Raw genomic sequence first — 13347 nt, forward strand, 5'->3', positions numbered from 1 at the left:
ATTTGCGCAAAAAGCGAGCAAGTCTACACCCAGGTGCGCACGCTCGAAAACTGGTCTTCTCAGACTCGAAAGCTGCGAAAAGGTTGCAGGATGCGCCTGCGCGCACCCTGAAAATTCAGCGTTTCGGCAACGCCAGGCTCAGCAAGAATAGCACTGCCGCACAGACCACGATCGAAGGCCCGGCCGGGGTGTCCTTGAACCAGGACAGCGCCAGGCCCCCGGAGACCGCGGCAACCCCCAGCAGACTGGCGCCCAGGGCCATCTGCTCCGGTGAGCGGGCGTGACGCTGTGCCGCGGCGGCCGGGATGATCAGCAGCGAGGTGATCAGCAGCACACCGACTATCTTCATCGCCACCGCAATCACCACGGCGATCAGCAGCATCAGCGCCAGGCGCAGGCCGGTCACCGGCAAGCCTTCGACCATCGCCAGTTCCTCGTGCACGGTCACCGCCAACAAGGGGCGCCAGAACATCGCCAGCAGCACCAGCACCAAGGTGCTGCCACCGAGGATCCAGGCCAGGTCGGTTGGGCTGATCGCCAACAGGTCGCCGAACAGGTAGGCCATCAGGTCGATGCGCACATCGTGCATGAAGCTCAGCACCACCAGCCCCAGCGACAGCGTGCTGGGGGCGAGGATGCCGAGCAGGGTGTCCGAGGCCAGGGGCTGGCGCTGCTGCAGGGTCACCAGCAGGATCGCCAGCAGCAGGCAGCCAACGGTCACTGCCAGCGCCGGGCTGACATCCAGGGCGAAGCCCAGGGCCACGCCGAGCAGCGCGGCATGGGAAAGGGTGTCGCCGAAATAGGCCATGCGCCGCCACACCACGAACGAGCCCAGGGGGCCGGCGACCAGCGCCAGCGATACACCGGCAAGCAGGGCGTAGAGAAGAAAATCAGCCATGCTTGCAGTGCTCTCCGTGAACATGGGCGCCGGGGGCGATCACCGAACCGTGCAGGTCGTGGCTGTGATCGTGATGGTGGTGGTAGATGGCCAGGCTCGGGGCGTTCTGGCCGAACAGCTCGACGAAGGCCGGATCGTTGCTGACCTGCTCCGGGTGGCCCGAGCAGCACACGTGGCGGTTGAGGCAGACCACCTGGTCGGTGGCACTCATGACCAGGTGCAAGTCGTGGCTGACCATCAGCACGCCGCAGCCGTGGCGGTCGCGCAGGCGGGTGATCAGGTTGTACAGCTCGGTCTGGCCAACCACGTCGACCCCCTGCACCGGTTCGTCGAGTACCAGCAGCTCGGGCTCGCGCAGCAGCGCGCGGGCCAGCAGCACGCGCTGCATCTCGCCACCGGAGATGGTCTGGATCGGGCTGTCGATCACTTGCTCGGCGCCGACTTCCTGCAACGCCGCCAAGGCTGCCGCACGGTCTACACCGGGCACCAGGCGCAGGAAGCGCAGCACCGACAAGGGCAATGTGGCGTCTACCTGGATCTTCTGCGGCATATAGCCGATGCGCAGCCTGGGCTTGCGCCACACCTTGCCGCGATGCGGCTTGAGCAGACCCAGCACGGCGCGCACCAGGGTGGTCTTGCCGGCGCCGTTGGGACCGATCAGGGTAACGATCTGGCCCGGCGCCACCGCCAGGTCGATGCTGTCGAGCACCGCTTCGCCAGCGAAGCTGACGCCGACCTGCTCGAGGCGGATCAGGGCATCGCTCATGCCTTGCCCCGGCAGTTGCCGCACAGGCCGACCACTTCGACGGTTTGCGTCTCGACCGCGAAACCCACGGCATTGGCGCTGCTGACGATGGCGTCGCTGATGCTGTTCTGCTCCAGCTCGATGGCCACGTGACATTCGCGGCAGATGAGGAACTGTCCCTGGTGCGCGTGCTCGGGATGGCTGCAGCCGATAAAGGCATTGAGCGAGGCGATGCGGTGCACCAGGCCGTTTTCCAGAAGGAAGTCCAGGGCGCGATAGACGGTCGGTGGCGCAGCGCGGCGGCCGTCCTGTTCGCTGAGCACGGCGAGGATATCGTAGGCGCCCAGCGGCTTGTGGCTCTGCCACACCAGCTCCAGCACGCGGCGGCGCAGGGCGGTCAGGCGCAGGCCCTGACGGTTGCACAGCGCGTCGGCCTCGGCCAGCGCACTGTGGACGCAATGGGAGTGATCGTGGGGACGGTGGGCCAGCGGCGTGATGGACATGGGCAGCGACGGTTCAGGATGGAGACGTTATTATGTTACCTGTTTCTGACGACCCGAGTATCCACCGTGTCCCGAATCCTTGCCCTCTTTGTCGCTTTCATCGCTTTTTCGGCGCACGCCGACGTGCGTGTGCTGACCAGCATCAAGCCCCTGCAGCAGATCGCCGCCGCCGTCCAGGACGGTGTCGGCAGCCCCGATGTGCTGCTGCCACCGGGCGCCTCCCCGCACAACTACGCACTGCGCCCCTCCGACGTGCGCAAGGTCGCCGATGCCGACCTGCTGTACTGGATCGGCCCGGACATGGAAGGTTTCCTGCCCCGCGTGCTGAAGAGCCGCGCCAAGCCGACCGTGGCCGTGCAGTCGCTGCCGGGCATGCAGTTGCGTCATTTCGGCGAGGACAGCCACTCCCATGATGAGGAAGACCACGACGACCATGACCACGACCACCGCCCGGGCAGTCTCGATGCACACCTGTGGCTGTCGTCGCTGAATGCCCGGGTGATCGCGACGAAGATGGCCGGCGACCTGGCAGCGGCCGACCCGGCCAATGCCCCGCGCTACCAGGCCAACCTCAAGCAGTTCGTCGAGCGCCTGGATGCCCTTGATGCGCGCATCAAGCAGCGTGTGGCGGGGATCGCCGGCAAGCCTTACTTCGTGTTTCACGAGGCGTTCGACTACTTCGAGGCCGCCTATGGCCTGAAGCACACCGGCGTGTTCAGCGTGGCCTCCGAGGTGCAGCCGGGCGCGCAGCACGTTGCCGCCATGCGCAAGCGCTTGCAGGCGGTGGGCAAGACCTGCGTGTTCAGCGAGCCGCCGCTGAGGCCGCGCCTGGCCGAGACGCTGACGGCCGGGTTGCCGGTGCGGTTGGCCGAGTTGGATGCGCTGGGTGGCACCGACAAGGCGGATGGCAAGGGCTATGAGCGCTTGCTGGAGAAGCTCGGTGGCGACCTGGTCGGCTGCTTGGAGCAGCTGTAGGAGCGGCTTCAGCCGCGAAACGGGCGCCACGTTGTGTGGCACCCGCGCCGCGGGTGATCGCGGTGTTATCGCCCTTCAGAGCGCGAACGGCAGCTTCAGCGCCACCTGCTGGCGTTGCGCCAGACGCACTTCGAACTCGCTGGGGTCATGGATCATCACGTCCATCCCGGCGAACGCCTGCGCCGCGATCAGGCGCGACAGCCAGAAGCGCACGCAAGCCACCCGCAGCATCACCGGCCACAGCTCCGCTTCAGCAGCGGTGAACGGTCGCAGTGCCGCGTAGGCGCCCAGCAAGGCCTGGGCCCGCGGCAGGTCGATACCCCCCTGTTCGTCCAGGCACCAGTCGTTCACGGTGATGGCGATGTCATACAGCATTGGCCCGGAGCAGGCGTTGTAGAAGTCGATCAGCCCGGTCAGGTGAGTGCCTTCGAACATCACGTTGTCACGGAACAGGTCGGCGTGCAGGTTGGCCTTGGGCAGGGCGAGGATCTGCGGCTTGTGCGCGGTGATTTCCGCCAGCGCCGGTTGCAGCAGCGCGGTTTGCGCCTGGTTCAGGCTCGGCAGCAGTTCGGCGCCCGATTCCAGCATCCAGTCCAGGCCCCGGTCGGTGCGGCGCTCGATGATGCGCTCGCGGGTGGCCAGGTGAATGTGCGCCAGCAGCTCGCCGACCTGGGCACAGTGCTGGTTGTTCGGCAGCTTGATGTGCTTGCCCGACAGTCGCGGTTGCAGCAGCGCAGGCTTGCCGCACAGTTCGCGCAGGCCATGCCCTTCGCGGTCGCGCAGGGCATAGGGCACGGGCATGTCGGCATCGTGCAGCACGTCGAGCAGTTCGATGAAGAACGGCATGTCTTCAGCCGGCCCACGCTCGATCAGTGTGAGGACGAACTCCCCTTTTTCCAGGCTGACGAAGAAATTGCTGTTCTCGGTACCGGCGGCGATGCCCTGGAAGTCGAGCAGGCGGCCCAGCTCGTATGGCGCCAGAAAGGTTTCCAGCTCAGGCCGGGACACAGGGGTGAAGACTGACATGTTGAAGAATTGCCCATGCGGGCACTTCCGCCGGAAGTGCCTGGTTGATAAGAACGATACGCGTTACTAGCTCACCACTCGAAGATCTTCCAGGACGGAATCAGCATATCCGGCTGGTCGGAACGAATGAAATTGCCTTCGGAGCCATCGGCGCGTACCAGGAAATAAGGTTTGCCGTTCTTCGGCGTGATCTTGATCGCATACAGGAAGCCGTTTTGACGGTACTCCTGGATGGTCTTATCGCCTTCCGTGCGAATGGTTACATCGGGATCGGCCGATGGGGCTTCGTCCGCCGCCTGGGTGACGACTGGCATGGTGGCCAGCAGACCGAGCAGTAACAGGCGATTGAGTGTGCGCATGATAACCTAGTCCTTTTGTCGTCATTGATCCGGTTATTCTAGCGCCGGACCCGTCGAAAAGGTTGATTCTCCTCATGAGCCAAGCGCCCCTCGTCCTGGTGGACGGTTCGTCCTACCTCTACCGCGCCTTTCACGCGCTGCCGCCGCTGACCACCTCCAAAGGCATGCCCACCGGCGCGGTCAAGGGCGTGCTGAACATGCTCAAGAGCCTGCGCAAGCAGTATCCGGACAGCCTGTTCGCAGTGGTCTTCGATGCCAAGGGCGGGACCTTCCGCGATGCCATGTTCGCCGAGTACAAGGCCAACCGCCCGAGCATGCCCGACGACCTGCGGGTGCAGGTGGAACCGCTGCACGCCAGCGTCCGCGCCCTGGGCTACCCGCTGCTGTGCATCGAAGGCGTGGAGGCCGACGACGTGATCGGCACCCTGGCGCGCAGCAGCGCCGCCGCCGGCCGCCCGGTGATCATCTCGACCGGCGACAAGGACATGGCCCAGCTGGTGGACGGCCACGTTACCCTCGTCAATACCATGACCGGTAGCGTGCTCGACGTCGCTGGCGTGCACGAGAAGTTTGGCGTAGGTCCCGAACACATCATCGATTTTCTCGCCCTGATGGGCGACAAGGTCGACAACATTCCCGGCGTGCCGGGCGTTGGCGAGAAGACCGCGGTCGGCTTGTTGACCGGTATCGGTGGTGGCCTGAGCGATGTGTACCAGAACCTGGACAAGGTGCCGGGCCTGGCGATTCGAGGTGCCAAGACCCTCGCCGTCAAACTCGAGGAGCACCGCGACGCGGCCTTCCTCTCCTACGAGCTGGCCACCATCAAGTGCGATGTCGAGCTGGATGTCGAGGTGGACGCCCTGGTCTGCGGCGAGCCGGACCGTGAAGCACTGCTGGCGCTGTACACCGAGATGGAGTTCAAGAGCTGGGTCGCCGAAGTCCAGCGCAGCGCGCCCCAGGCCGGTGATGGCGCCGCTGCCGCCGAGTCTCCTGTGGCTGAGAAGGTCGAGCCAAAGTACGAAACCATCCTCGACCAGGCTCGCTTCGACGCCTGGCTGGAAAAGCTGCGTCAGGCGCCGCTGTTCGCCTTCGATACGGAAACCACTGGCCTGGATGCCCAGCAGGCACAGATCGTCGGCCTGTCGTTCGCCGTCGAGCCCCATGAAGCCGCCTATGTGCCCCTGACTCACGACTACGAAGGCGCTCCGGCCCAGCTGGACCGCGAGCGCGTGCTGCTGGCGCTCAAACCGCTGCTGGAGGATCCGGCCAAGGGCAAGATCGGCCAGAACGCCAAGTACGACATCAGCATCCTGGCCAATGGCAGCCCGGCCATCCACATGCGCGGCGTGGCCTACGACACCATGCTCGAGTCCTACGTGCTCGACTCCACCGCCACCCGTCACGACATGGATAGCTTGGCGCAGAAGTACCTGGACCACACTACCATCGCCTTCGAGGATATCGCCGGCAAGGGCGCCAAGCAGCTGACCTTCAACCAGATCTCGCTGGAAAAGGCCGGCCCCTACGCCGCCGAGGATGCCGATATCACCCTGCGTCTGCACCATGCGCTGCAGACGCGCCTGGCCCAGACGCCCAGCGTGCTGCCGGTGCTGATGGATATCGAGATGCCGCTGGTGCCGGTACTGGCGAAGATCGAGCGCCAGGGCGCGCTGGTCGACGCCAGGCTGCTCGGCGTGCAGAGTGGCGAGCTGGGGGCGAAGCTGGTCGAGCTGGAGCGTGAGGCATATGCGCTTGCCGGCGAGGAATTCAACCTGGGCTCGCCCAAGCAGCTCGGCGCGATCCTCTACGACAAGCTGGGCATGCCGGTGCTGAGCAAGACCGCCAAGGGCCAGCCGTCCACCGCCGAGGCGGTCCTGGATGACCTTGCCGAGCAGGGCTACCCGCTGCCCAAGGTGCTGATGCAGTACCGCAGCCTGAGCAAGCTCAAGAGCACCTATACCGACAAGCTGCCGGGGCAGATCAACCCGCGTACCGGCCGCATCCATACCTCGTATCAGCAGGCTGTGGCTGCCACCGGTCGCCTGTCGTCCAGCGACCCGAACCTGCAGAACATCCCGATCCGCACCGCCGAGGGCCGGCGCATTCGCCAGGCTTTCGTCGCCAGCCCCGGCTACAAATTGCTGGCGGCGGACTATTCGCAGATCGAGCTGCGCATCATGGCCCACCTGGCCAAGGACGAAGGGCTGCTGCACGCCTTCCGCAACGACCTGGACGTGCACCGCGCCACTGCCGCGGAAGTGTTCGGTGTCGCCCTCGAAGAGGTCACCACCGACCAGCGCCGCAGCGCCAAGGCGATCAACTTCGGCCTGATCTATGGCATGAGCGCATTCGGCCTGGCCAAGCAGATCGGCGTCGATCGCAAGCAGTCGCAGGACTACATCGACCGCTATTTCGCCCGTTACCCAGGCGTGCTGGCCTATATGGAGCGCACCCGCGCCCAGGCCGCTGAAAAGGGCTTCGTCGAAACCCTGTTTGGGCGTCGCCTGTACCTGCCGGACATCAACGCCAAGAACCCGGCCTTGCGCAAAGGCGCCGAGCGCACCGCGATCAACGCGCCGATGCAGGGCACCGCGGCGGACATCATCAAGCGCGCCATGGTGGCGGTGGACAACTGGCTGACCGAGAGCGGGCTGGATGCGCGGGTGATCCTGCAGGTGCACGACGAACTGGTGCTCGAGGTGCGCGAAGACCTGGTCGAACAGGTGAAAGCCGAGATTCGGGTCCACATGAGCGGCGCGGCGCAACTGGATGTGCCGTTGCTGGTGGAAGCGGGCGTTGGCTCGAATTGGGACGAAGCTCACTAAACTCCGCGTGAAAGCTGTGTAGGATCTGCGGCGTAGTGTCGCGGATCCGGTGCAGGCCTCGGGCCTTAGATCGAGAGTTTCATGAAACTATCGCAAATAGTTTCCAGGGGCTCGGAACTAAACCGGTGAACCGCCACTCAGAGGTACTGAATGGCTGGTGAAGCCTTTCGATGCTCCTATGTTGTGTTAAGTGTTGGCAGATATCTGGACCCCGCCCTAGCGGTCCGGACTTGGACCCCGAACTTCCCCCTCCCCATACGAAGTCCGGGGTTTTTTTTGCCCGCAATTCGGCGTCATGTCTGCCTGGGCTCGTGGGCACGGGTTGGCCCTGCGCCAGGGCCATCGCGGGGCAAGCCCGCTCCCACGAAAGCCTCACTCGACCTCAGGCCACCGGCTTGTCTTCCAGCTCCATCCAGTCCGCCAGCACGCGATAGGCCTCTTCCAGGCCCAGGCGCTTGGGCGCCGAGAACAGCTGGATGGTCGCGGTATCGCCCCAGCCCTTGCGAATCTCCGACTGCACCTTGAGCAAGGTGTTCTTGCCCGCGCCGTGGGTCAGCTTGTCGGCCTTGGTCAGCAGGATGTGCATCGGCATGCCGCTGGCCTTGGCCCAGTCGAGCATCATCTTGTCGAAGTCGGTCATCGGATGGCGGGTGTCCATCATCAGGATGATCCCGCGCAGGCACTCGCGGCTGCCCAGGTAGGCCTCCAGGTGTTTCTGCCAGTGCTGCTTGAGCGGAATCGGCACTTTTGCATAACCGTAGCCCGGCAGGTCGACCAAACGCCGTTCATCGTCCAGACTGAAGAAATTCAGCAGCTGGGTGCGGCCGGGGGTCTTCGAGGTACGCGCCAGGCTGGCGTGGGTCAGGGTGTTGAGGGCGCTGGATTTACCGGCGTTGGAACGGCCGGCGAAAGCCACTTCGTAACCCTGGTCTTCGGGGCATTGTTCGACCTTGGCGGCGCTGAGGGCGAATTTGGCTTTCTGGCAGAGGCCGAGGATGGGGTTCTTGACTTGCATGGGATTTCCGATGTGGGTGTTGCCCAGCGCTGGAGGCGTAGGACCAGGCCTGGCAAGCGGTGTCGTTTCCGTTTGGCTGGCGGAAGTATATAATGCCCCAGTTTTTGTGTGCTCATTCGCCCAGCGAAGGCAATTGAGCATGGGGTGTCGAACAATAGCTCGCGCAACAGAACGCAGCGCGGCCCCCAACCCTGTCAGGTCGTTTCGCATGGCGAAATGGCTGCTTGCTGTCGGTATGTTCCTGCCGTTTTTCAGCGCACAGGCTACACAGGATCCCGAGGCGTTGTACAACCGCACGTGCGCGGCCTGTCACGCCGGACAACTGCCTCAGGCACCCAGAAGCGGTGACCGGGCGGCCTGGGAGCCAAGGCTGGCGCAAGGCATGGCGCAACTGGTGGTACATGTTACACAGGGTTTCAAGGCTATGCCGCCGCGTGGATTGTGCATGGACTGCAGTGCCGAGGACTACCGTTTGGTCATCCTTTGGATGAGCGGCAGTCCCGATACATAACATTTCACCCTTAGCCGTGTTGGATTAGCTGATGAACAAACTAGTCGTGAGTCTGCTGTTGACCATGGGGGTCGCAGGTGCGGCAACTGCTGCGGGACCCATCAAAGGCGATGCCGCCGCCGGTCAGGCCAAGACAGCTGTCTGTGGGGCCTGTCACAACCCGGACGGCAACAGCCTGGCACCGAACTTCCCGAAACTCGCCGGCCAAGGTGAGCCCTACCTGAACAAGCAGCTGCACGACATCAAGGACGGCAAGCGTACCGTGCTTGAGATGACCGGCATGCTGGCCAATTTCAACGACCAGGACCTGGCCGACATCGCCGCTTACTTCGCCAGCCAGAAAGGCAGCGTAGGTGCCGCCGATCCGAAGCTCGTCGAGCATGGTCGTGCCTTGTTCAACGGCGGCAACCTGGAGAAAGGCATGCCGGCCTGCACCGGTTGTCACTCCCCCAATGGTGCAGGCATCGCCCTGGCGAAGTTCCCGCACCTCAGCGGCCAGCACGCGCAGTACGTCAGCAAGCAGCTGACCGACTTCCGCGAAGGCAACCGCACCAACGACGGCGACGCCATGACCATGCGCACCATCGCCGGCAAGCTCAGCAACAAGGACATCGAAGCGCTGTCCAGCTACATCCAGGGCCTGCACTGAATTACGCGTTAACACTCGGTTAATGCTTCAGCGCTAAAGATGAAAAGGGCAGCCCACGCTGCCCTTTTTTCTGTCCGTAGCCGTTACACTACAGAACTCGAGCCCTTCCCGACCTGTCCTACACAGGTCGCGTCGAGGCGACCAAAGACTGCTCAGGAGTAAAGCATGCGTAAACTGATTCTCAGCGCCGCGCTGGTCGCCGCCAGCGTGTTCGGTATGGCCGCCGTACAGGCTGCGGAGCCTGCAACCGCTGGTAAGGAATATATCGAGCTGAGCAACCCCGTTCAGGTGTCGGTGCCTGGCAAGATCGAAGTCGTCGAGCTGTTCTGGTACGGCTGCCCGCACTGCTACCACTTCGAACCGGTCATAAACCCCTGGGCTGAAAAACTGCCGAAGGACGTCAACTTCAAACGCATCCCGGCCATGTTCGGCGGCCCATGGGATGCCCATGGCCAGATGTTCCTGACCCTCGAAGCCATGGGCGTGGAGCACAAGGTTCACGCCGCGGTATTCGACGCCATCCAGAATCAGCGCAAGCGCCTGACTGACCCGAACGACATGGCCGACTTCCTGGCCACTCAGGGCGTGGACAAGGACAAGTTCCTGGCCACCTTCAACTCCTTCGCCATCAAGGGCCAGGTCAACCAGGCCAAGGAACTGGCCAAGAAGTACGAAATCACCGGCGTTCCGAGCATGGTCGTCAACGGCAAGTATCGCTTCGACCTGGGCACTGCCGGTGGTCCGGAAGGCGTGCTGAACGTCGCCGACCAGCTGATCGCCAAGGAGCGCGCCGCTAAGTAAGCGGCGAATGCCATGGGCCGCTTTCGCTCAACCCGAAGCGTCGGCCTGCACCAGCCGCAGGTCAACGAACATCACCTGCAGGCCAGCGGCCTGCCGGCCGATGGTCGCCTGCGGCTGCTCAGTTTCAATATCCAGGTCGGTATCAGTACCGAGCGCTACCGCCACTACGTGACCCGCAGTTGGCAACACCTGCTGCCGCACAACGGGCGCGCCGGTAACCTGCAGAAGATCGGTGACCTGCTCAACGACTTCGACCTGGTGGCCTTGCAGGAAGCCGACGGAGGCAGCCTGCGCTCCGGCTTCGTCAACCAGGTGGAGCATCTCGCCCAACTGGGGGCCTTCCCCTATTGGTACCAGCAGCTCAACCGCAATCTGGGGCGTTTCGCCCAGCACAGCAACGGCGTGCTCAGCCGTCTGAAGCCCCAGCACCTGGAAGACCATCCCCTGCCTGGCCCGTCTGGGCGAGGGGCGATCCTCGTGCGTTTCGGCGAAGGTGCCGACGCCCTGATCGTGGTGATGATGCACCTGGCGCTCGGCTCCAAGACGCGCGCCCGGCAGTTGGCCTACATCCGCGAGCTGATCGGCGGCTATCGTCACCAGATCCTCATGGGTGACATGAACACCCACGCCAACGACCTGCTCGATCATTCGCCCTTGCGTGATCTAGGTCTCATCGCGCCCCAGGTCGAGGCCACTTTTCCCAGCTGGCGCCCCCAACGCTGTCTTGACCACATCCTGCTCAGCCCGAGTCTTACACTGGAGCGCGTCGAGGTGCTGGCACAGCCAATTTCCGATCACCTGCCCGTCGCCGTCGAGATCCGATTGCCTGACGCCCTGACTGTGGATACCCTGCCGGTCCTGAGTTAGTCCTGCCTGGGCGAATCCTGCACTCAAGTGTTGGGCTTTTCCGCCGAAATCCAGTGATTGCAGGACTAGATGCCACTACCCGTTGCGGATCCAGGCATGACCGAAGAAGCCGAGCGCTGGAAAGAAAAATACCTCAAGAGCATCGAGCAGCAGGAAAAGCTCGAGCGGCGCTGGGAAGCCCGTCTCGACTTGCTGCGTCGTGGCCTGGTGCGCAGCACCTTGGCGGCCGAAGGTAGTGACAAGATCGTGGACCAGTGCATGAAGGAGATGCGCGAGGTCATCCGCAGCGACAACATGGACGCCGGCCTCGCTGGGTTGATTCCGCGCCTGGAAAAAGCCGTGCTCGACTCCGAGCAGCGCCGCGAAACCCGCATGAATCAGGTCAGCGAGGCGCTGACCGCGCTGGTTACCCAGTTGCAGACCTTGCCGCTGCCGGGCGATGTGGCCCGTCCGTTGAAAAAACTGGCGAAAAAGCTCGACGGTGGCGTCAGCCAGTCCCGGGAGTTGCCGCCCTTGCTGGGCGAGCTCAGTGGTTTGCAGGGGCGCGCCCTCAACGCCGTGCAAAAGCCCGATGATGAAACCCGTCCCGGGTTTCTGCAGCGCCTGTTCGGGGGCCGTGACGAGCCCATGGACGAATTGACGCCCGCACCCGTTGCGGTCGAGGCGGCATCGCCTGCGCCGCAGCCGGCCGCTGCAGGCCCAGGCATCGCAGCTGAGCCACACCATGGGGATGTCGACGAGCTGCACGCCCTGGAACCTGCGCCTCAAGCCTTGCCCGAGGCGGCACAGGCCGTGAATGAAACGGTGCCCGTCGATCTCGCTGGCGCGCAAGTGGAACTGGCTGGCCCGGCGCTGGTTGAAACCACGCCGTCAGTCGTTGCCGATCCCCGCCCCGAACTCGAACCGCCGGTTGCCGAGCCTGTACTCGAGCCATCGACCGTCATCGAGACGGAGCAAGGCGCAACGGCTGAGCCGGATACAGTGGCAGAACTGGACGCCGACGATGATGGCCCCTATGCCCTGCCCGATGCGGTGGAGCCGCCCTACAGCCAGGTTGCCGCCCATATCGAGCAGACCCTGATCGGCCTGCTCGACGACCTGAGCTTGCCTGAGCGCCATAAGGCACAGGCTCTGGAAATGCGTGAGCGGGTTTCCCGGGGGCTGAACTGGTACGAACTGATCCCTGTGCTGGATGACCTGGCCGTGCTCATGCTGGCGATTACCGACAGCGGCCAGCACGAGTTCGAGGCCTACCTGCAGCAACTCAACGAGCGCCTGGAAACCTTCCAGAGCCACCTTCACGAAGCCAGCGCCGGCCACGCCGATAACAGCTTCGCCGCCCGGGAGCTCGACAGCCAGCTGCGCGAGCAGGTTGATGGTTTGCAGAGCAGTGTGCAGGGGGCTGTTGATGTTGACAGCCTCAAGCATATCTTGGAGAGCCGCCTCGAAGGCCTGCTTGTGACGATGGATGATCACCAGCACGAGCGCGATCGCCGCGAGCATGATATGGCCAGCCGCCTGCAAGGCTTGGCCGAGCGTGTGGCGAGCATGGAGCAGGAGGCCCTGGGCTATCGTGAGCATCTCGAGGAGCAGCGGCAAAAAGCGATGATCGATCCGCTCACCGGCCTGCCCAACCGAGCGGCCTGGAGTGAACAGGTCGAGCGCGAGGTGCTCGACTGGCAGGAAAACGGTGGCCACCTGGCCATGGCCATCCTCGACCTGGACCATTTCAAGCGCATCAACGATGGCTATGGTCACCTGGCAGGCGACAAGGTGCTGAAGATCGTTGCCGATCAACTGCGTAAGCGCCTGCGCGGGCGCGACTTCATCGCCCGTTTCGGTGGTGAGGAATTCGTCATGCTGCTGCCGCAGACCTCGCCGCCGGCGGCTGTCCAGGTAGCGCAGACGCTGCGTGCGGCGATCGAGGCGTGCCCCTTCCATTTCAAGGGTGAGCGCGTGGTGATTACCACGTCCATCGGTATCAGCGCTTTCCGCTCCGGCGAGCGTAGCGACCAGGTACTCAAGCGGGCCGACGAAGCGCTGTATCGAGCCAAGGCCGATGGGCGCAATCGTGTCGAGCAGGCATAGATAGTTAACGCCCCCCAGCCCCCCGACCAATCGACACTTTTCGCAGCGCTGACTCTTCAGCGCATCGCCGATAGATCGATTGTGA

At 63.9% G+C, this 13347-nt stretch carries 13 protein-coding genes; 7 read left to right on the forward strand and 6 right to left on the reverse strand.

Annotated elements, in window-relative coordinates:
* Positions 1-115 precede the first annotated feature (115 nt).
* From znuB to zur, 3 genes are read right to left on the reverse strand one after another with little or no spacing between them, the layout of a single operon-like run.
* A complete protein-coding gene (gene znuB / locus OH705_RS01470) occupies positions 116-898 on the reverse strand; it encodes a zinc ABC transporter permease subunit ZnuB (RefSeq protein WP_267300678.1) in 783 nt (260 codons plus the stop codon).
* Positions 891-1664: a zinc ABC transporter ATP-binding protein ZnuC gene (znuC, locus tag OH705_RS01475; RefSeq protein WP_023633007.1), complete on the reverse strand. Its 774-nt coding sequence runs from the start codon at positions 1662-1664 to the stop codon at positions 891-893. The genes znuB and znuC overlap by 8 nt, the downstream gene beginning before the upstream one ends.
* Positions 1661-2146, reverse strand: a complete 486-nt coding sequence (gene zur / locus OH705_RS01480) for a zinc uptake transcriptional repressor Zur (RefSeq protein WP_046853615.1) — start codon at positions 2144-2146, stop codon at positions 1661-1663. Before zur ends, znuC begins: the two co-directional genes overlap by 4 nt.
* An 18-nt stretch (positions 2147-2164) precedes the next feature.
* Here zur and OH705_RS01485 point away from each other — a divergent pair, with 18 nt between their 5' ends.
* Positions 2165-3121: a zinc ABC transporter substrate-binding protein gene (locus OH705_RS01485; RefSeq protein ID WP_267300680.1), complete on the forward strand. Its 957-nt coding sequence runs from the start codon at positions 2165-2167 to the stop codon at positions 3119-3121.
* Between the two features lie 75 nt (positions 3122-3196).
* On the opposite strand, the gene OH705_RS01490 is transcribed toward OH705_RS01485, so the two are convergent.
* Both OH705_RS01490 and OH705_RS01495 read right to left on the reverse strand, forming a co-directional pair.
* Positions 3197-4147, reverse strand: coding sequence for a homoserine kinase (locus tag OH705_RS01490; protein ID WP_267300681.1), 951 nt, complete (start codon positions 4145-4147; stop codon positions 3197-3199).
* Between the two features lie 71 nt (positions 4148-4218).
* Positions 4219-4506, reverse strand: a complete 288-nt coding sequence (locus OH705_RS01495) for a DUF2782 domain-containing protein (RefSeq protein WP_023629405.1) — start codon at positions 4504-4506, stop codon at positions 4219-4221.
* Between the two features lie 74 nt (positions 4507-4580).
* Here OH705_RS01495 and polA point away from each other — a divergent pair, with 74 nt between their 5' ends.
* Positions 4581-7331, forward strand: coding sequence for a DNA polymerase I (polA, locus tag OH705_RS01500; RefSeq protein WP_267300682.1), 2751 nt, complete (start codon positions 4581-4583; stop codon positions 7329-7331).
* Between the two features lie 382 nt (positions 7332-7713).
* On the opposite strand, the gene yihA is transcribed toward polA, so the two are convergent.
* Positions 7714-8346 carry a ribosome biogenesis GTP-binding protein YihA/YsxC gene (yihA, locus tag OH705_RS01505; RefSeq protein WP_046853620.1) on the reverse strand — a complete coding sequence of 211 codons (633 nt, stop codon included), beginning with the start codon at positions 8344-8346 and terminating at the stop codon, positions 7714-7716.
* Between the two features lie 208 nt (positions 8347-8554).
* Between yihA and OH705_RS01510 the strand changes: the two genes are divergently transcribed.
* The 5 genes from OH705_RS01510 (at position 8555) to OH705_RS01530 (ending at position 13262) form a co-directional block, all read left to right on the forward strand.
* Positions 8555-8857, forward strand: a complete 303-nt coding sequence (locus OH705_RS01510; protein ID WP_031314666.1) for a c-type cytochrome — start codon at positions 8555-8557, stop codon at positions 8855-8857.
* A gap of 31 nt (positions 8858-8888) precedes the next feature.
* The gene (locus OH705_RS01515) at positions 8889-9506 is read left to right on the forward strand and encodes a c-type cytochrome (protein WP_023629401.1); all 618 of its coding nucleotides are present in this window, start codon (positions 8889-8891) and stop codon (positions 9504-9506) included.
* Positions 9507-9671: 165 nt separating this feature from the next.
* Positions 9672-10307, forward strand: coding sequence for a thiol:disulfide interchange protein DsbA (dsbA, locus tag OH705_RS01520; protein WP_023629400.1), 636 nt, complete (start codon positions 9672-9674; stop codon positions 10305-10307).
* 12 nt (positions 10308-10319) lie between these two features.
* Positions 10320-11174: an endonuclease/exonuclease/phosphatase family protein gene (locus OH705_RS01525; protein WP_023629399.1), complete on the forward strand. Its 855-nt coding sequence runs from the start codon at positions 10320-10322 to the stop codon at positions 11172-11174.
* Positions 11175-11270: 96 nt separating this feature from the next.
* Complete coding sequence (locus tag OH705_RS01530) at positions 11271-13262, forward strand: diguanylate cyclase (protein WP_267300686.1); 1992 nt, start codon at positions 11271-11273, stop codon at positions 13260-13262.
* Positions 13263-13347 lie beyond the last annotated feature (85 nt).

The sequence above is a fragment of the Pseudomonas sp. BJa3 genome (assembly GCF_026343815.1).
GTDB lineage: Bacteria > Pseudomonadota > Gammaproteobacteria > Pseudomonadales > Pseudomonadaceae > Aquipseudomonas > Aquipseudomonas soli.

Coding starts and splice junctions, on each gene's coding strand:
- OH705_RS01525 (WP_023629399.1), top strand. CDS start 10,320: ATGGGCCGCTTTCGCTCAACCCGAAGCGTCGGCCTGCACCAGCCGCAG.
- OH705_RS01510 (WP_031314666.1), top strand. CDS start 8,555: ATGGCGAAATGGCTGCTTGCTGTCGGTATGTTCCTGCCGTTTTTCAGC.
- OH705_RS01485 (WP_267300680.1), top strand. CDS start 2,165: ATGGAGACGTTATTATGTTACCTGTTTCTGACGACCCGAGTATCCACC.
- OH705_RS01495 (WP_023629405.1), bottom strand. CDS start 4,506: ATGCGCACACTCAATCGCCTGTTACTGCTCGGTCTGCTGGCCACCATG.
- znuB (WP_267300678.1), bottom strand. CDS start 898: ATGGCTGATTTTCTTCTCTACGCCCTGCTTGCCGGTGTATCGCTGGCG.
- yihA (WP_046853620.1), bottom strand. CDS start 8,346: ATGCAAGTCAAGAACCCCATCCTCGGCCTCTGCCAGAAAGCCAAATTC.
- OH705_RS01515 (WP_023629401.1), top strand. CDS start 8,889: ATGAACAAACTAGTCGTGAGTCTGCTGTTGACCATGGGGGTCGCAGGT.
- OH705_RS01530 (WP_267300686.1), top strand. CDS start 11,271: ATGACCGAAGAAGCCGAGCGCTGGAAAGAAAAATACCTCAAGAGCATC.
- OH705_RS01490 (WP_267300681.1), bottom strand. CDS start 4,147: ATGTCAGTCTTCACCCCTGTGTCCCGGCCTGAGCTGGAAACCTTTCTG.
- znuC (WP_023633007.1), bottom strand. CDS start 1,664: ATGAGCGATGCCCTGATCCGCCTCGAGCAGGTCGGCGTCAGCTTCGCT.
- dsbA (WP_023629400.1), top strand. CDS start 9,672: ATGCGTAAACTGATTCTCAGCGCCGCGCTGGTCGCCGCCAGCGTGTTC.
- zur (WP_046853615.1), bottom strand. CDS start 2,146: ATGTCCATCACGCCGCTGGCCCACCGTCCCCACGATCACTCCCATTGC.
- polA (WP_267300682.1), top strand. CDS start 4,581: ATGAGCCAAGCGCCCCTCGTCCTGGTGGACGGTTCGTCCTACCTCTAC.